19 protein-coding genes are annotated in these 16373 nt (G+C 55.4%); 16 read left to right on the top strand and 3 right to left on the bottom strand.

Translation table 11 applies throughout. The annotated features are described in order from the left end of the window. Nucleotides 1-48 precede the first annotated feature (48 nt). Nucleotides 49-1308: a radical SAM protein gene (locus A3L08_RS06240; RefSeq protein WP_088854198.1), complete on the bottom strand. Its 1260-nt coding sequence runs from the start codon at nucleotides 1306-1308 to the stop codon at nucleotides 49-51. Between the two features lie 188 nt (nucleotides 1309-1496). Here A3L08_RS06240 and A3L08_RS06235 point away from each other — a divergent pair, with 188 nt between their 5' ends. The 16 genes from A3L08_RS06235 (at nucleotide 1497) to A3L08_RS06160 (ending at nucleotide 13500) form a co-directional block, all read left to right on the top strand. Continuing rightward, nucleotides 1497-1997, top strand: coding sequence for an ACT domain-containing protein (locus A3L08_RS06235; RefSeq protein ID WP_088854197.1), 501 nt, complete (start codon nucleotides 1497-1499; stop codon nucleotides 1995-1997). A gap of 346 nt (nucleotides 1998-2343) precedes the next feature. Next, on the top strand, nucleotides 2344-2874 hold the full coding sequence (locus tag A3L08_RS06230; RefSeq protein WP_088854196.1) for a Na+/H+ antiporter subunit E: 531 nt from the start codon (nucleotides 2344-2346) through the stop codon (nucleotides 2872-2874). Continuing rightward, nucleotides 2871-3125, top strand: coding sequence for a monovalent cation/H+ antiporter complex subunit F (locus A3L08_RS06225; protein WP_088854195.1), 255 nt, complete (start codon nucleotides 2871-2873; stop codon nucleotides 3123-3125). The genes A3L08_RS06230 and A3L08_RS06225 overlap by 4 nt, the downstream gene beginning before the upstream one ends. Then, the gene (gene mnhG / locus A3L08_RS06220) at nucleotides 3122-3529 is read left to right on the top strand and encodes a monovalent cation/H(+) antiporter subunit G (RefSeq protein ID WP_088854194.1); all 408 of its coding nucleotides are present in this window, start codon (nucleotides 3122-3124) and stop codon (nucleotides 3527-3529) included. The genes A3L08_RS06225 and mnhG overlap by 4 nt, the downstream gene beginning before the upstream one ends. After that, on the top strand, nucleotides 3526-3810 hold the full coding sequence (locus tag A3L08_RS06215) for a DUF4040 domain-containing protein (RefSeq protein ID WP_088854193.1): 285 nt from the start codon (nucleotides 3526-3528) through the stop codon (nucleotides 3808-3810). The genes mnhG and A3L08_RS06215 overlap by 4 nt, the downstream gene beginning before the upstream one ends. A gap of 2 nt (nucleotides 3811-3812) precedes the next feature. After that, the gene (locus A3L08_RS06210; RefSeq protein ID WP_088854192.1) at nucleotides 3813-4520 is read left to right on the top strand and encodes a Na(+)/H(+) antiporter subunit B; all 708 of its coding nucleotides are present in this window, start codon (nucleotides 3813-3815) and stop codon (nucleotides 4518-4520) included. Continuing rightward, nucleotides 4517-4861 carry an NADH-quinone oxidoreductase subunit K gene (locus A3L08_RS06205; RefSeq protein ID WP_088854191.1) on the top strand — a complete coding sequence of 115 codons (345 nt, stop codon included), beginning with the start codon at nucleotides 4517-4519 and terminating at the stop codon, nucleotides 4859-4861. Before A3L08_RS06210 ends, A3L08_RS06205 begins: the two co-directional genes overlap by 4 nt. Continuing rightward, complete coding sequence (locus A3L08_RS06200) at nucleotides 4858-6345, top strand: proton-conducting transporter transmembrane domain-containing protein (protein ID WP_088854190.1); 1488 nt, start codon at nucleotides 4858-4860, stop codon at nucleotides 6343-6345. The genes A3L08_RS06205 and A3L08_RS06200 overlap by 4 nt, the downstream gene beginning before the upstream one ends. After that, nucleotides 6342-8198 (top strand): proton-conducting transporter transmembrane domain-containing protein, encoded by a 1857-nt coding sequence (locus A3L08_RS06195; protein ID WP_232461682.1) that lies wholly within the window; start codon nucleotides 6342-6344, stop codon nucleotides 8196-8198. Before A3L08_RS06200 ends, A3L08_RS06195 begins: the two co-directional genes overlap by 4 nt. A 3-nt stretch (nucleotides 8199-8201) precedes the next feature. Continuing rightward, nucleotides 8202-9131, top strand: a complete 930-nt coding sequence (locus A3L08_RS06190; RefSeq protein WP_088854189.1) for a respiratory chain complex I subunit 1 family protein — start codon at nucleotides 8202-8204, stop codon at nucleotides 9129-9131. 11 nt (nucleotides 9132-9142) lie between these two features. Then, nucleotides 9143-9724: a NuoB/complex I 20 kDa subunit family protein gene (locus tag A3L08_RS06185; protein WP_088854188.1), complete on the top strand. Its 582-nt coding sequence runs from the start codon at nucleotides 9143-9145 to the stop codon at nucleotides 9722-9724. Between the two features lie 2 nt (nucleotides 9725-9726). Beyond that, the gene (locus A3L08_RS06180) at nucleotides 9727-10266 is read left to right on the top strand and encodes an NADH-quinone oxidoreductase subunit C (RefSeq protein WP_088854187.1); all 540 of its coding nucleotides are present in this window, start codon (nucleotides 9727-9729) and stop codon (nucleotides 10264-10266) included. A 10-nt stretch (nucleotides 10267-10276) separates the two neighbouring features. Continuing rightward, nucleotides 10277-11452 carry an NADH-quinone oxidoreductase subunit D gene (locus A3L08_RS06175; protein WP_088854186.1) on the top strand — a complete coding sequence of 392 codons (1176 nt, stop codon included), beginning with the start codon at nucleotides 10277-10279 and terminating at the stop codon, nucleotides 11450-11452. Nucleotides 11453-11457: 5 nt separating this feature from the next. Beyond that, entirely contained in the window at nucleotides 11458-12090 is a 633-nt protein-coding gene (nuoI, locus tag A3L08_RS06170; RefSeq protein ID WP_088854185.1) for an NADH-quinone oxidoreductase subunit NuoI, read from the top strand. Nucleotides 12091-12212: 122 nt separating this feature from the next. Continuing rightward, nucleotides 12213-12803: a DUF996 domain-containing protein gene (locus A3L08_RS06165; protein WP_088854184.1), complete on the top strand. Its 591-nt coding sequence runs from the start codon at nucleotides 12213-12215 to the stop codon at nucleotides 12801-12803. Between the two features lie 55 nt (nucleotides 12804-12858). Then, nucleotides 12859-13500: a DUF996 domain-containing protein gene (locus A3L08_RS06160; protein ID WP_232461681.1), complete on the top strand. Its 642-nt coding sequence runs from the start codon at nucleotides 12859-12861 to the stop codon at nucleotides 13498-13500. A gap of 37 nt (nucleotides 13501-13537) precedes the next feature. On the opposite strand, the gene A3L08_RS06155 is transcribed toward A3L08_RS06160, so the two are convergent. Both A3L08_RS06155 and A3L08_RS06150 read right to left on the bottom strand, forming a co-directional pair. Further along, nucleotides 13538-14839 carry a uracil-xanthine permease family protein gene (locus A3L08_RS06155; RefSeq protein WP_088854183.1) on the bottom strand — a complete coding sequence of 434 codons (1302 nt, stop codon included), beginning with the start codon at nucleotides 14837-14839 and terminating at the stop codon, nucleotides 13538-13540. A gap of 86 nt (nucleotides 14840-14925) precedes the next feature. Then, nucleotides 14926-16269 (bottom strand): leucine/methionine racemase, encoded by a 1344-nt coding sequence (locus A3L08_RS06150; protein WP_088854182.1) that lies wholly within the window; start codon nucleotides 16267-16269, stop codon nucleotides 14926-14928. Nucleotides 16270-16373 lie beyond the last annotated feature (104 nt).

Here is a 16373-nt window from a genome sequence, read left to right as displayed (position 1 = left end):
GTGACAGAGGGGGTTAAATAATTTTCGGTGGGGGGATTCGTCAGAAGCTCAAACAGGGGTGGCGATGTATATCCCGTGTCTCGTCCTGACGATCCTGACCCCTATTACATCACCTACTTCGGCGTTTGTGTTTATGACTTCTATGAGCCGGTTCCTGGCCTTTGCAAGCATCTCGCCCTTTATCCTTCCCGGGAGGACGACCTCAGCCTTAACGACCTCCCCAGGCCTGAAAGCGAGGGGTATGAATTCCCTCTTTTCCATCCCAAAGTGACTGGGCTTAAGGACCAACGGCCTCATGCCAGTTTTCTCTTCAAGGGCCCTCAGCCACGCGTAGAACTCCTTGAAGGGAACTACCTTTGCGATAGTAGGGTTCCTGCCGAACTTGTAGGGGACGTAGTTCTGGAAGCCAAGGGCGGGCCAGCGCTTTCCGGCACCTATTTTTCGAGCGAACTCGATGAAAGCTTCAGCCTCGTCGTCATTTATCCCAAAGATTATAACCGGCGCGAGGAGGACGTCGATTCCCGCGTTTACTAAGGCTTCGGCCATGTCAAGAACGTGCTCAAGGTCGTAGTCCTTCCTTCCCATGAGCATCCTGGCCTTGTCTGGGTCGAGGGAGTGTATCGAGAGATTTACCCTGTCGAGGCCAGCCTCCGCCAGCTCCTCAACCAACTTGTCATTCAAGAGGGTCCCGTTGCTCTGCATCGAGATGACGGAGACGTTCGGGTGCTCGCGGAGGGCCTGAACGAGCTCGACGCGGAAGGGATAGATGAGAGGCTCACCCTGGCCGTCGAGGTGGGCCTCAAGGCCTTTCCCCTTTATCTTGGCCACGTCGTCGAACCACTTCATAAGGTAGTCGATGTCAACCACGTAGTCAAGCTTCCTCGTTCGCGAATAGGGGCCCTCATCGACGGAGCAGAAGACGCAGCTCAGGTTGCAGCCACTGACGCCCCTCACCTGGAGGAGGTTTGTTCCCCTGTCAATCAATCCAAAGGCGTTGTAACCGAGAAGAGGAACATCCATGCCCTCATGGATGTAGAGGACTTTTCTACCGGTGTAGCGGTTCCTTAAAAGCGCGCCGAGGTTATTCTGGATGTAGAGGGCGATGTAGCCTTCAACCTTGTCGTAGTCTGTGTCGATTAAAAGAGCACCGTCTCGGACGGTTATCTCAGGTGAGACCCTAAACTTTCTCCAGATGGCCCTCTCAAGCTCGCCCTTCTCAAAGTCGGCGTAGAGAGTCTCGCGCCAGATGAGCCTGATCCTGTCTCCGAGATCCTGGAATGTAACATGGGGAAGGCGGACTTCAATCATGTTTGCAGGTTTTGGAGCACGGCTTAAAAAGCCGACGATGGATAAAAAATCCGACCATGAGAGTGCTTTAAGCTACCCTCGTGACCAAAGATTTTTAAAGGGAGGTTCTTTGGCATCATGCGGGCATGGAAACATTTTAATATTATTGGATTAAAGAGTCTAGTGATGGACTAATATGGGTGAGGATGATGTGGGGAAAGATAGAGCATTACTTTGACGAATATCCCGTAAGGAAGCAGATAGCCAAGACGCTATTAAAGTACGGCCTCAAGGTCTCCGATGACCTCAGGATAAAGGCCGGTGACATTGAGGTTCCGTACACCAAGATAGCCAAGGCCCTCGACGTTGACAGACGCGTTGTGAAGGAGACCGTTGGCATGATACTCAAAATACCGGAGCTGAAGGAGATATACACCAACCTCGAACCGACCGTCCACATGAAGTACGTGGGGAGGCACGTTGGGTACGGTGTCATCGAGATCGAGCCCGAGCCGAGGGCAGTTGGAATACTGGCGAAGATAGCCCAGAAGATAGCAGACAGGGGCGTAAACATCGTCCAGGTCGTCGCCGAAGATCCCGAGCTCTACCCCGAAGCGACCCTAACGATAATCACCGAGAAGCCTATTCCTGGCGATCTCATCAACGAGCTCTCCAAACTTGAGGGCGTCAAGAGGATCTCAATTTACTGAACACTTCTAACTTCTATTTCTTCTTAAATTTGGACTTCCGAAAACCCGTGATGCACTCGGATCTTTATCCACATTTTACTTTTTTTCTCTCGAAAGTCTCGCCCTTTAGAGGGAGGAGGTCAGAAACATCAAGTAACCAAAGTTGAGAAGTGCCGCCTTCAATAACGCAGTGAACCACGAAGAACCCTTTTCATCATTAAAGAACAAATCTGGTGCCTCTATTTTAACCAAAGGTTTTAAACCTTTGTTCTTCAGAGATAACGTTTATAAGTTATTGTTAAAAACCAAAGATTAGCCTTGCTTAACTCTGTCTGGATATCCCCACCAACCACTGGAGGTTGATGATATGGAAGAAGCAAGCAAAATAAGCAGGTACCTGTACACGGTAATCGTGCTGTTCTTGATATGGCTGTTACTAACGGCCAGTTTGGACCCGCAGGAGCTCGGATTCGGGCTGATACTGTCCCTCATCGTGGCAGCGTTTACCTACGAGATATTCAGCACGGGTGGGCTGGCCAATCTCCACCCGAAGAGAGTAGCGTACGCGATAGCTTACGTGCCGTACTTCCTCTGGGCCATGATCATGGCCAACCTCGACGTTGCATACAGGGTTCTCCACCCCAAGAGGCCCATAAGGCCTGGAATAGTCCGCTGCAAAACCGTTCTCAACAGCGACGTTGGAAAGCTCGCCCTCGCGAACTCGATAACCCTCACCCCTGGAACCATAACCCTCGACGTTGATGGCGACAACTACTTCATACACTGGATATGGGTCCCCGACGAGGCCATGACCGAAAAGGAAGAGGAGCACGTTAAGGCCGCCTCGGAGGGTATAACGGTTCCCTTTGAAAAGTTCCTGAAGGTGATCTTCGGATGATAGGGATAAACGTTTATCTCGCCCTGATAGCAATAGCAACCCTTCTCAGCATGTACAGGGTCTTCAGGGGGCCGACGACAGTCGACAGGCTCGTCGCGGTCGACATCATGACCACCATAACCACGGGCCTCATGGTTCTCTTCGCACTCTACTACAAGCGCATGATATTCCTTGACGTGGCCCTCGTCTACGCGATACTCGCCTTCGGAGGAGTCATAGCCTTCGCAAGGTACCTGGAGGGAGGCCTATGAACGCGCTGACTGCAATTGGAGAAGTTCTCGTACTCATAGGAACGTTCTTCTACCTCCTCTCAGCCCTGGGTCTCATAAGAATGCCCGACGTCTACAACAGGATGCAGACCTCGACCAAGAGCGCAACACTCGGTTCGCTCGGTGTTATGATCGGTGTTGGAATCTGGGCTCTCGGCGAGGACTTCGGAAGCGTCGCCTGGCTCACGAAGACCATTGTCATCGCACTCTTCCTACTGCTGACAAACCCAGTTAGTGCCCATGCCCTTATAAGGGCAGCATACAAGAGCGGCATTCCCCTCTGGGAGGGCAGCGTGATGGACAAGTACCGCGAGTACATTGAATCCAAGACCAGGGCCCCCGAAAGTGAAGAGGGTGAAACACCGGAGGAAGGTGGTGAGGAATGAACTGCATTACCTGCGTTGAGTACATAATAGTCGCCCTTATGATCCTGTCAGCGATCCTGGCCGTCGAGTGGAGAGACCTCCTCGCGGCAGTGGTCGGCATGGCAGCGGTTAGTCTCTTCGCCTCGATCCTGTTCTTCATGCTCCAGGCGCCGGACGTTGCGATGACCGAGGCCGCCATAGGGGCTGCACTCAGCGGTGCAGTGTTCATATTCGCCATCAAGAGAACCCAGCGCTTTGAAACCGAGGAAGAGGAGAAGCCCGGCTGGTGGGTGAGGTGGTGAAGATGCTCAAGCGCGCACTCGCGATAATCTCCCTCCTGATAATCGGCTACTGGCTCGCCCAGGGATTGGCTGGAGTCCCCTTCGGTCAGGACAGGATGCTCGTCGGCCAGTACTACCTCGACCACGTCAAGGAGCAGACCGGCGCGGTCAACGCCGTTACAGCCGTCGTCGTCAACTACCGTGGATTCGATACCCTTGGTGAGGTCACCGTCCTGTTCATAGCCTCAACGGGTGTTGGAGCACTCCTCTGGAGGAAGAAGAGGGAGAGGACGGCCAAGACCGAGGGTTCAATAGTCCTCACAACCGGAACCAGGCTTCTTGCGCCGTTCATCATGCTTTTCGGTGCCTACATATTCATCCACGGACACCTCACTCCGGGTGGAGGTTTCCCAGGAGGAGCGACCATAGCAACGGCCTTCCTGCTGCTCTACATGGCCTTCACCGTCTACGAGATACCGCACAAGGCCTTTGAGAAGGTCGAGGGAGCGGTCGGAATGAGCTACGTCCTCGTTGGCCTCATTGGTCTCGCCATCGGCGGCTACTTCCTCTTCGACTGGATATGGCAGACCTGGGGATGGGGACACAACAACATCGGCAGGCTCTTCAGCGGGGGCTTCATACCGGTCATTTACACCGTAATCGGCATCAAGGTCGGCACCGAGCTCAGCGGCATCGTTGATAACATGCTCAAGGAGGAGGTGAGAGAATGATCAGCGTCTACTACTTCGGTGCCATCGCACTCATACTCATAGGACTTTACGCCGTCCTCGTGAAGAAGAACGTGCTTAAGATGCTCATAGGTCTCAGCATAATGGAAACAGGAGTCAACCTTCTCCTCGTGAGCGTCGGCTACATCTCCGGAAGGAGCGCCCCGATACTGAGCGAGGGAATAGGCCCGAACGGGGCAGTTGATCCGATACCGCAGGCCCTTGTGCTAACGGCAATAGTCATAGGCGTTGCAACTACTGCCATGGCCCTTAGCGTCGCCATACTTATTCACGAGAAGTACGGTACGCTCAACGTTGAGGAGATAAGGAGGTTGAGAGGATGAACGGACAGTACGCTTCGCTCCTCATAGCTTTACCGCTTATCAGCGCGTTCTTCGTCCCCCTGATAAAGGGGTTCGGTAAGAAGGCTATCAAGTACTACCTGGTGCTCATAACTGCAATCCAGACTGGGATAGCGGGATGGGTATTCAGCGAAGTCTACTCAACCGGAAAGCCGATAATCGTCATTGCCGGTGGCTGGAGGCCCCCCGTTGGAATCAACCTCTACCTCGGCCACTTCGCGGCGCTCTTCGTTTTCATAGTCGCTCTGGTAAGCTTCTTCATGGCAGTGTTCAGCGTAAAGGCCATTGACGTGGAGCCGATAGACAAGTACGCCATGCTCTTCCTGCTCCTCATGCTCGGAGCAACGGGAATGATAGCAACGGGAGACCTCTTCAACCTCTTCGTCTTCATGGAGATAACCGCAATAAGCGCTTACGCTCTGACTGCGTACAACAAGACCGGCGAGGCAGCTGAAGCTTCGCTCAAGTACATAGTCCTCGGTGGAATAGGCTCCAGCTTCTTCCTCGTCGGCGTAGCACTCCTCTACGGCTCCCTCGGAACCCTCAACCTCGCCCACATAGCCCAGCTTGCAGGAGGCGTGAACGCCACCGTGGCTCAAGTTAGTCTCGCGCTCATAATCTTCGGCCTCGCCGTCGAGGCGGAGCTCTTCCCGCTCAACGCGTGGGCGCCCGATGCTTACCAGGCTGCACCGCACCCGATAACGGCCATGTTCTCGGCCTTTGTCGTCAAGGCGGGCCTCTACGCCATGGCGAGGATCCTCTACGTCCTCAGCGCTGCCTCAGGATGGGCGAACATCGCGAGGCTCCTCGTGATAATGGGCACCCTCACGGTTATCGTGGGCGAGCTCTCAGCGTTGAGGCAGAGGGACGTCAAGAGGATGATAGCTTACTCAAGTATTGCCCAGGTCGGCCTCATAGCGGTGGCCCTTGCCCTCGGAACAGCAGACGGCGTCAGCGCCGGCGTCTTCCACATGGTCAACCACGCCATAGTGAAGGCCCTCCTCTTCCTCGCGGTCGGCTACGTCGGGATAACCCTCGGCGGGACCGCGGTGGAGAACTTCGAGGGCCTCGGAAAGAGGATGCCGCTCACGGCCTTCAGCATAACCGTCGGTGCAGTAGCTGTCATGGGCATACCGCTCTTCAACGTGTTCTGGAGCAAGATGAGGATAATCCTCGCGGCGATGGGCGCTGGTTACGCCTGGGTGGTCGCCCTCGTCCTCGCGGCAAGCGTCGTGGAGGCGGTCTATTACATAAGGCTCATCCACACCATGTGGTTCACCGGCGAAGGGGAAAAGCTTAACGAGAACCTCGTCTTCGGCGTGATAATGCTCCTCCTGGTGGTGGCCATCATCGTCATAGGCATCTACCCGGAGCCGCTCTGGGACATTGTACAGAAGGCTGGAAACGACATAGTTAACGTGGCCGGCTACATCAAGAACGTTCCACTGATGGGGGTGGGAGCATGATTAACGAACTCGCTCTTATCGTCTTCACTCCCCTCCTTGCGGGAGTGCTCGCGTGGCTTCTCGACATTAGGGGACTCAGGGAAGCCATAGGGGTCATCGGCGCGGCTGTGCCGCTGGCCTACGCGGCAATGCTCTACGAGAGGGCCGCCGAGGGGCTCTCCTTTGCCATCAACCTCGGCGTCTTCAACATAACCTTCGCCCTGAGCCAGCTCAACTGGTTCTTCGTCGGCATAGCCGCCCTTGTTGGCTTCAGCGCGATCCTTGGACTTGCCTCAACGGCGAAGGACAGCTATGAGTGGCTCTTTGCCCTGATGAGCCTCACCGGAGTGCTCGGAGTTTTCCTCGCCTCGGACCTCATGACTTTCTTCATATTCTGGGAGGTCATGACCTTCGCCAGCTTCATGATGGTGCTCCACTATAACAAGCAAGCATCTCTCAAGTACTTCCTGCTGAGCGTCGCCGGGGCCTACGCCATGCTCATAGCCATAGCCTTCATATACGTCAAGGTCGGGAGCTTTGACTTCGGCGCGGTCCAGGCCGCCCTCACGCAGGATGCCTACGCGAAGATGCTCGGCGGCCAGGCCACCTTCAGCTCAGGGGAGCTAATGGCACTCTTCGGTCTCTTCCTCGTAGCATTTGGCGTTAAGGCAGGGCTCTTCCCGCTCCACGTGTGGGCGCCCGATGCCTACAGTGAGACCAACCAGAGCTACACCGCGATGTTCAGCGGTGTGCTGAGCAAGGCCGGCGTCTACGGCTTCATACTAATGTACCTTCTCATAGGCACGAGGCTGGCCGTAGAGTTCGGCGCCTTCAGGAGCGCTCCAAAGTTCGGCTACATAATAGCCTTCCTCGGAGGCCTCACCATAATAGTCGGCGGTCTTTTAGCGGCCCTCCAGGAGGACATAAGGAAGCTCTTCGCATACTCGAGCATAAGCCAGGTCGGCTACATCCTCGTGGGTATCGGTGTGGGCACAGCTTTAAGCATGCAGGCCGCGATGTTCCACGCCCTCAGCCACGCCCTGTTCAAGGGCCTGTTCTTCCTCATAGTGGCCACCATCCTGCACCGCACGGGCAAAACAACTTTTGCCGACATGGGAGGCCTGGCGGAGAAGATGCCCTTCACGTTCGCGATGGCGTTCGTGGCGATCCTCAGCCTCGCGGGAATACCGCCGCTCGTCGGTTTTGCCAGCAAGTGGGTTCTCTTTGAGGCCGTGATAAGCCAGAACCTGCCCATACTCGGCGGCATGGTGTTCTTTGGAAGTGCCATAGGTTTCGTCTACCTCATAAGGTTCACCTACGCCGTGTGGTTCGGACAGAGGCCGACTGACCTCGACGATACAAAGGACGCACCGCTCCCGCTGGCGGTGGCGATGGCCATACTGGCTTTCTTCAACGTCGTGTTGGGTATAGCCCCCGGCCTCGTCGCGAGGGAGCTCAACAAGATATTCGGCAGTGATGTCATAGGCGGCGACCTCTTCATCCTCGACCTGGGCTTCGGAAAGTACAACGCGCTGGCAATACTCACATACCTCATAGCCGGCATTGCGGTGGCCGCGGTGATCTACTTCCTCGGTGCAAAGGTCAGGAAGGTTCCGGTCACGGACACCTACCAGTCGGGTAACCCCGTCACCATGGACTACAACCTCACCATAAGAAGGAACTTCTTCCTCCCGCTTAAGGAGACCCTCTCGGGCTGGCTCAGGATAAGCTTTGACAGAACATACCGCGACATTGGGGCATGGGTTGAGGACTTCGGAGAAGTTATGCGCAACTACGTCTACAATGGAAACGTCCAGAGCTACGCCTGGTACCTGCTCCTGATACTCCTAATCCTTGCAATGTGGGGGGTGTGAAAGATGATCGAGACGGTACTCAAGGCTCTCTTTATACTTCTTTATGCGACGTTTGTGGGCTTCATGTTCATGGGAATAATCAGGATAGTGACGGCCAGGATACACAGAAGGGTCGGTCCTCCAATCTACCAGCCCATCCTCGATACCATCAAGTTGCTCTCGAAGAAGAGCAACATAACCCACGGCCTCATCTACGACTTTGGAATCCTCTACGCTGTCGGAGCGACGATACTCGCGGTGATGTTCATACCCCTTGGAAGCATCGGTGTGCTCAGGGCCTACGGTGACCTCGTCCTCATCACCTTCCTCCTCGAGATACCGATGCTCGGTATAATGTTCGCCGCAATGAGCTCTGGAAACCCGTACGCGGGTATAGGTGCCCAGAGGGCCCTGCTTACCATGCTCGCCATACAGGTTCCGCTCGGCTTTGCGATAGTGGCCCTCGCTGAATACTACGGCACCTTCAGCACCTACCAGATAGTCATGGCCCAGCAGGTAAGCGGTTGGAGCATTGCGCACCTCCCGCTCCTGCTCGCGGCCATAGCGTACGACCTCGTCCTGCAGGCGATGTTTGGAAAGGAGCCCTTCGACATCATGATCGCACCGGGTGAGATATCCCTCGGTCCGATGGTCGAGTTCGGCGGCAAGCACATGGGCCTCCTGAACATCCAGCACGCCATAGCGCTCTTCGCGGAGACGCTGTTCTTCAGCAACATATTCCTCGGCGGCGGCGTGGTCACGGCCTTCTCAAGCTCAGTGCTCAACACAATAGCAAGCCTCGGAGTCCTCCTCGTCAAGCAGATAGCCGTGCTCCTTGTGGCGACTTTCATGGCGGCAATATTCCCGAGGTTCACAATAGACCAGGCGGCGAAGTTCTACTGGAAGTGGCCGACCATAATAGCGGCGCTTGGAGCCATCTTAGCAAGTCTGTGAGGTGATGAGAGATGGTCGATTGGAGACTCTTTGAACCCCTCTTTGAATACGCGAGAAAGAGGAGCATGTGGATTGTTTCATTTTGTACGGGGTGCGGCGGTATAGAGATGCCGCCCCTCGCCACCTCAAGGTATGACTTCGAGCGTTTCGGTATAATGCCCAACCCCTCCCCAAGGATGGCCGACCTGTTCCTCATCACGGGCTACGTTACGCCAAAGACACTCAAGAGGATTATCATAACCTACGAAATGCAGCCCGACCCGAAGTACGTTTTAGCCCACGGCTCATGCCCGCTCAACGGTGGCATCTACTGGGATGGCTACAACGCAATAAAGCATCTCGACAAGTACATTCCCGTGGATGTGGCCATAGCCGGCTGTATGCCGAGGCCCGAGGCAGTGATGGACGGGATTCAGAAGATGATGGAGCTCATAGAGACGGGCAAAGCCGACGGCTGGAAGCGCTACAAGGAGAACTACGAGTACTACAAGAAGAACCAGGACGAGCTCTTTGGAGAGGGCTGGCGCGAGAAGACCGCCAGGAGATGGATACCCTGGGTGCTTGGCAAGGATAAGGGAGTGAGGGAGGAGTGAATATGGCAGAAGAGGTTAAGGTCACCTGGCCCAAGGGAGAAGAAATCGTGAGCACGCTCCTTGAGAAGGCCCCCTACGCCGAAGGGAAGGTCAGAAGGGAGAGGAGGCTTGAGTTCAGGGTTCCGGCTGACAGGATAGTGGACTTCCTCCGCACGGCGAAGGCCCACGGCTTTGAGCTCCTCCTCCAGATAACCGCGGTTGACTGGCCCAAGGAGGGCGAGATAGAGCTCGTTTACCAGCTCTTCAGCGTGAGCCACGGCACCCACGCCATGGTCAGGACAAGGGTTCCCAGGGACGACGCCAGAATCTCAAGTGTCATGGACATCTATCCCGTTGCGGAGACCTACGAGAGGGACGCTCACGAGTTCTACAAGGTCGTCTTCGAGGGCAACCCCAAGCTATCCATGCCTTGGATACTCGAGGACGAGGACAGAGAAGCAGGAGTCTCACACAGGAAGGACTTCGACATGCTCTCCTACGTGAAGAAGAAGTACAAGATCCTCGACAGGTTTGATGAGGATAAGGAGAACTACGTGATATGAGGTGATGATAATGGTCTCACAGGAAGAGCTCATTAGGGAAGCGAGGGCCAATGGAATGGACCTTCTCCCGCTGGAGAAGGACACCTACGAGCTGTTCTTCGGGCCACAGCACATGGCCACCGAGAACTACAGCTTGATCCTCAAGATGGACGGCCACAGGGTCGTTAAGGCCATAGCCAACCCCGGTTTCCTCCACAGAGGCTTTGAAAAGCTCGCCGAGTACAGGCCGTGGCACACCAACATAGCCCTCCTCCTCAGGATATGTGTCCCCGAGCCCGACGTTCCGGAAGCGATATACTCAATGGCGGTGGACGAGATAATGGGATGGGAAGTCCCCGAGAGGGCCCAGTGGATTAGGACTACCGTGCTGGAGATGGCGAGGGTTAGCGCCTACCTATTCTGGATTATGGGACTGAGCTTCAAGCTCGGTGTCTACACCGCCGGACAGTGGGCCGCTGCCTACCGTGAGAGGTTCATGGCACTCTTTGAGCAGCTGACCGGAGCGAGGGTCTACCACATCTACACCATCCCTGGAGGAGTGAGGAGGGACATACCGGGTGATAAGTGGCTCCGCCAGCTTAGGGACACCGTCGAGTACTTGAAGGGCAAGCTCAAGGACTTCGACAACATCCTCTTCGAGAACTACATCACCTACAGGAGGCTTGAGGGTATAGGCGTCATGGACAAGAAGTTCGCCCTTGAGGAGGGCGTGACGGGGCCCAACCTCAGGGCCACAGGCGTCCCCTACGATGTCAGGCGCGTTGACCCGTACCTCCTCTACCCGGAGCTTGACTTTGAGGTTCCGGTCCTCAGGGAGGGCGACGCCCTCGCGAGGGCTCTCATCAGGCGCTTCGAGATAGAGCAGGACCTCTACATACTCGAGCAGCTCCTCGACATGGGGCCGCCGAGCGGGCCCTACAAGGTGGATCACCCAGGTTTCAAGGCCCTCCCCAGGCTCAAGGTTCCTGCGGGGGATGCCTTCGCCCACGTCGAGGCCACCAAGGGCGACTTTGGTGCCTACGTAGTCAGCGATGGAAAGAACAAGCCGTACAGAGTCCAGATAAGGGGGCCGAGCATAGCCCATGGCATCAGGGTCATAGAGCAGCTGCTCGTTGGCGCGAGAATTGCCGATGTGCCCGTCATATTGATGAGCCTTGACAACTGCCCGCCGGACATAGACAGGTGATGAAGATGGAGGAGATTACCTTTAAGATCGCCCAGGAGAGTAAGATCAGGAAGAAGCCATCATTCCTCAAGCCCTGGATGAGCCTCAAGTACCTCTTCAAAAAACCTGTCACGATAAAGATACCCTACGAGACGATAGAGCCGGCGAAGAACTACAGGGGCTTCCACACACTCAACTGGAAGACCTGCATAGGCTGTAACATGTGCGGGCAGATATGCCCCGCTAGAGCAATAGAGATGACGTGGATAGAGGGCCAGAAGAGACCCCGTCCAAAGATAGACTACGGAAGGTGCACCTTCTGCCAGTTCTGTGTTGAGGTCTGCCCGACGAACGCGCTCGGCTTCGTTGAGAGCTACATGCTCACGACGGAGTGGAAGGAAGAGGAGCTCCAGCTCTTTGACTGGGTGCCCATACCCCCGGAGAAGTTCAGGGAGATACAGGAGACCTACAGGGACTGGAAGTTCCCGGTGGAGAGGATGAAGTTCAACAAAGAGACCAAGGAGGTAACGTACTACCTCAGGGACGGAACGGAGTTCAAGTTCAAGATCCTGGGCTACGGCCTTAAACCGCCTGCCGCCGCCAAGCCCAAACCCGCCGAGAAGAAAGAAGAGCCCAAGGCCGAGGAAAAGAAGGAGTGAACCTTTTCCTTTCTTTAATCCCTTAGCTTTTCTGGAACCAGAGTTCCCGGATCACGTGTTGGCACCGCCCAAAATCGCAACTTTTTAAAGTAGACGTGATTAACACCTGCCGAGGTGATCCAATGACCGTGAACCTGAGGAGTGAACGGAATCTGGGATTGATCGGCTCGGTGCTCGTCCTGGTGGGGGGCTTCCTAGGAATAATCCCCTACATCGGTACTTTCCTGGGAACTGCCTCGCTGGTGGGTCAGATACTAATCCTCATCTCGCTCCACGGCATCGGAAACAAGCTCGGCGATGACAGGCCCTTCAGGTACTACCTGTACTCGATAGTGGTGGTCATCGGGGCGTTGATTATTGCCGCTGTAATGGCCCTGGTGGGAATTCTGACGGTCCCCTCCTTCGTGAATAATGGAGACTGGACAGGGTTAGTAGGAGTAAGCATTATTGGCATGGCGGTTCTTCTCCTGCTCGCGGCCCTCATCATTGGTATATACTTCGACATCAAGGCCTGGCGCGCAACCTACGAGATCACCGGCGTCGAGGAGTTTGACAAGGTTGCGACCTGGACGATGTGGGGAGCGATAACGCTCATAATACTCGTCGGTGCCATACTCCTACTCGTTGCCACAATCTATCAGATAATAGCCTTCGCGAACCTCCCTGAGGAGCTGGAACCCAAAGAAAAGGCAATATCCAGTCCAATAGCCTGACCTTCTTCCCACCTTTTTGGGTAAAGTTTTTTAGGATTCGGGTGAATTTTTTACGGTGGTCGACTTGACCGTGAACGTGAGGAGCGAAAAGAACCTCGGAATGTGGGGCTCAATCCTGGCTCTCCTTGGTGGGTTCGTACCCTACATCGGGAGCGTGCTGGCTCTAGTCGGGTCGATACTCGTTCTGGTAGCACTCCACGGAATAGGCAACGCGGTCGGTGACGACAGGCCTTTCAAAAACTATCTCTTCGCATTCATCGTAGGGATAGCGGTTCTGGTGCTGTTCATCTTCGTGATATTTGCGACATTCGGACTCACCATGTCCGGCCTCAGCGTCCACGAGGAGTTCTCCGGCCCGATAACAGCAGCCCCGAGTGAGAGCATGAGCATAACCAATGAGTACACGGAAGCCTTGCCCCTGATGATAATCTCAGGGGTCTTTCTGCTGGTCGTCCTCATAACCGTTGTCAACGCTTACTTCGAAATGAAGGCGTGGAGCGCAATGTACGAGATAACCAGGACGAAGTCCTTCGAAGACGCCGCCAACTGGTTCAAGTGGGGTGCCATAACTGCAATCGTGCTCGTCGGCTTCCTCCTGATCTTCATAGCCAGAATATTCGTCATCCTCGGCTTCAGCAACATGCCCGACGAGCTGGAGGAGAAACCCCAACTTCCGCTCGATTCGCATATAGCATGACTTTCTCTCTTCCTTTTTTTAAAAATAAAGAGAAGGCTCAGAGGAGCCTGTCGAGGATTATCGCCGTTAAAGCTCCAACGGCCATCCCCGACTCAAGAATGCTGGCTATGAGTTTTGGGAAGTGCTCCAGGAACTCTGGTGGGAGCTGCGGTGCCCCGAGGCCCGCTATCAGCGCCGCCGCGAGAATTAGCGTGTTCCTGTCGGTGAACTCGACCTTCTCCTTTATCAGCCTCAGCCCCGTGACGCTTATCATGCCGTAGAGGGCAAGAGTCAGCCCACCGAGGACGGGAGCCGGCATCGAGGCGAGTATTCCGGCGAACTTCGGCAGGAGGGAGAGGAATATCAGCATCACCGCGCCCACCTGCACCACGTGCCTACTGCCAATCTTTGTGAGTGCAACGACGCCGATGTTCTCGGAGTAGCTAGTCGTTCCGCAGGCGCCAAGGAGGCCGGCTATCGAGCAGGCCAGGCCCTCGCTCCCTATGCCCCTTGCGATGTGTTCTTCTGTTATCTCCGAACCTGTTACAGTGGCTATAGCATGGTAGTCGCCGACGCTCTCGATGATGCTCACCATGAAGGCGAACAGAAGGAGGGCTATGGCGCTGGCATCGAAGACTGGTGCCCCCCACGGGAAGATAGAGGGAACACCAAGAACCGGCAGGCTCTTCACGAGGTCGAAGTCAGTTAGGCCGAACGGGACGCTGATAAGGTAGCCGACGAGAGCACCCACCACTACGGGCATGGCCTTCAGGCTTCCCTTAGCCCTAAGCGCCACGAAGACAGTTGTGAGGAATGTTACCAGGGCCACAGCGCTGGACTTCACAAGTGTTTCGCCGGCCGGGTCGGCGTAGAAGTTGAAGAAGTTCTTTATCGCGACGTCTGCCAGGCTGAAGCCGATGAGGGTTATCGTCACGCCTGTAACCAGGGGAGTAAAGAGCTTCCTGACCTTTCCTATTATCCCGAGCCAGCCGATCATGGCCTCAATCAGGCCACCGATGAGCAGCGCACCCTGGACGGCGGCCATCCCGAGGGAAGAGCCTATCGATATAAGCCCCGGGATGAAGGCAAAGCTCGACCCTTGGACTATTGGGTAGCGGGACCCTATCGTCGTCTGGAGTAGCGTCGCTATGCCCATCGCCAGCAAGACCGCCTGTATCATGAGGGCAATCTGGTCGCCGCTCAGTCCTATGGCTCCGCCGACAACGAGCGGCACTGTCACGGTCGCTCCAAACATCGCAAGAACGTGCTGAAGGCCAAAAACCAAAGCCTTCGCGGGCTCAACCTTTTCCTCAATTCCAACCTTCAAAACCGGCTTTTCCATTACCTCGACGTTCTCCATTAAAGCCCGCTCAACCTGTGTAGGAGTTTGTTTAAAAAGTTTTTGGAGGGTGACAAAATCCACAGAAAAATGTCAAAAACTTAAGCTCACCAGCCCTGAACCTTTGCCAGAACGCTATCCGGAACCTTCCCCTCTTCGACGTCAGCTATAGCCTTCTCAAGCCGGTTCAGCCCCTCGTCGAGGAGCTCCTCCTCTATCGTGAGTGGGGGCTGAATCCTGAGCACGTTGCCCTGAAGGAACGCGAGGACGAGGCCGAGCTCGTAGGCCCTCCAGACGACCTTTCTTGCCTCTTCGTAGGCCCGCTCCTTCGTCTCCCTGTCCTTGACGAGGTCGACGCCGAGCATAAGACCGAGGCCGCGGACGTCTCCTATGAGCTCGTGCTCCTCTTTCATCTCCTCAAGCCTCTTCTTCGTGTAGGCTCCGAGCTTCTCTGCCCGCCTGAGGAGCCCTTTCTCCTCTATCTCCTCGATGACCGCCAAAGCAGCCCTGCTGGCAACGGGGTTTCCGCTCAGGGTGAAGGTGTGGCCCAGCGGCGGGAGGGAGTCCATTATCTCCCCCCTTCCGATTATTGCGCTTATAGGAAGGCCTCCTCCGAGGGGCTTCGCAAGGGTTATTATGTCCGGCTCAACGCCGAAGTGCTCTATCGCGAACCACTTTCCACTCCTGCCCATACCGCTCTGGACTTCGTCGACAACGAGGAGTATCCCATGCTCATCAAGTATCCTTTTGACCTTCCTGAAGTAGTCCTCTGGAGGAACCACCATTCCGGCGTCGCCCTGTATTGGCTCGGCGAAGAGTGCAGCAACTCCGTCCGCGTAGACCTCACCTTCGAACTTCTCCTTCAGGTAACTCACGCACTCCATTTTGCAGCTCTTCGGCTCCTTCCCAAAGGGACAGCGGTAGCAGTTGGGGTAGGGGATGTAGTGGACGTCGCTCAGCTCTCCAACTACAGAGCGAACCTCAAAGTCAAGGCCGGTTATGCTCATCGAGCCGTAAGTGGCCCCGTAGTAGCTCCGAATGTAGCTCAGAATCGTCCTCCTCTTAGTGTAGGCCCTCGCGAACTTTATCGCCCCATCGTTGGCGTCGCTCCCACTCAGGCCGAAGCTGACCTTGGGAGCCCTGATTGGGGCAATCTCAGCAAGCTTTTCCGCAAGGAGGAGAGGCTCGACCGGGAAACCATAGATGAAGGTGAAGTGAACCAGCCTCTCGGCCTGTTCCCTTATGGCCTGCACAACGCGGGGGTTGTTGTGGCCAACGTTCTGAACGGCGGCATCGCTGAGAAAATCAATGTACTCCCTACCCTCGATGTCCCAGACACGGGCGTTTTCCGCCCTCACGGCAGCTATCGGGGCATAGGTTACCCGGGCAGACCTGGGAAAAACGCGGGAATAGCGCTCCACTACCTCCTCCTTACTCCTTGGGTACTCCATGCTCTCACCATACTGCTATATGTATTTGAAACTAATAGAGATTTCGCCCAAATTTTGCTAATTCCGTAAAAATCTTTAAAAATAATTGGACAATAAAGCAAAAA

The sequence above is a fragment of the Thermococcus pacificus genome (assembly GCF_002214485.1).
Classification (GTDB): Archaea; Methanobacteriota_B; Thermococci; order Thermococcales; family Thermococcaceae; genus Thermococcus; species Thermococcus pacificus.
This window is presented reverse-complemented; position numbering and strand designations above follow the sequence as displayed.

Coding starts and splice junctions, on each gene's coding strand:
- A3L08_RS06240 (WP_088854198.1), bottom strand. CDS start 1,308: ATGATTGAAGTCCGCCTTCCCCATGTTACATTCCAGGATCTCGGAGAC.
- A3L08_RS06235 (WP_088854197.1), top strand. CDS start 1,497: ATGTGGGGAAAGATAGAGCATTACTTTGACGAATATCCCGTAAGGAAG.
- A3L08_RS06230 (WP_088854196.1), top strand. CDS start 2,344: ATGGAAGAAGCAAGCAAAATAAGCAGGTACCTGTACACGGTAATCGTG.
- A3L08_RS06225 (WP_088854195.1), top strand. CDS start 2,871: ATGATAGGGATAAACGTTTATCTCGCCCTGATAGCAATAGCAACCCTT.
- mnhG (WP_088854194.1), top strand. CDS start 3,122: ATGAACGCGCTGACTGCAATTGGAGAAGTTCTCGTACTCATAGGAACG.
- A3L08_RS06215 (WP_088854193.1), top strand. CDS start 3,526: ATGAACTGCATTACCTGCGTTGAGTACATAATAGTCGCCCTTATGATC.
- A3L08_RS06210 (WP_088854192.1), top strand. CDS start 3,813: ATGCTCAAGCGCGCACTCGCGATAATCTCCCTCCTGATAATCGGCTAC.
- A3L08_RS06205 (WP_088854191.1), top strand. CDS start 4,517: ATGATCAGCGTCTACTACTTCGGTGCCATCGCACTCATACTCATAGGA.
- A3L08_RS06200 (WP_088854190.1), top strand. CDS start 4,858: ATGAACGGACAGTACGCTTCGCTCCTCATAGCTTTACCGCTTATCAGC.
- A3L08_RS06195 (WP_232461682.1), top strand. CDS start 6,342: ATGATTAACGAACTCGCTCTTATCGTCTTCACTCCCCTCCTTGCGGGA.
- A3L08_RS06190 (WP_088854189.1), top strand. CDS start 8,202: ATGATCGAGACGGTACTCAAGGCTCTCTTTATACTTCTTTATGCGACG.
- A3L08_RS06185 (WP_088854188.1), top strand. CDS start 9,143: ATGGTCGATTGGAGACTCTTTGAACCCCTCTTTGAATACGCGAGAAAG.
- A3L08_RS06180 (WP_088854187.1), top strand. CDS start 9,727: ATGGCAGAAGAGGTTAAGGTCACCTGGCCCAAGGGAGAAGAAATCGTG.
- A3L08_RS06175 (WP_088854186.1), top strand. CDS start 10,277: ATGGTCTCACAGGAAGAGCTCATTAGGGAAGCGAGGGCCAATGGAATG.
- nuoI (WP_088854185.1), top strand. CDS start 11,458: ATGGAGGAGATTACCTTTAAGATCGCCCAGGAGAGTAAGATCAGGAAG.
- A3L08_RS06165 (WP_088854184.1), top strand. CDS start 12,213: ATGACCGTGAACCTGAGGAGTGAACGGAATCTGGGATTGATCGGCTCG.
- A3L08_RS06155 (WP_088854183.1), bottom strand. CDS start 14,839: ATGGAGAACGTCGAGGTAATGGAAAAGCCGGTTTTGAAGGTTGGAATT.
- A3L08_RS06150 (WP_088854182.1), bottom strand. CDS start 16,269: ATGGAGTACCCAAGGAGTAAGGAGGAGGTAGTGGAGCGCTATTCCCGC.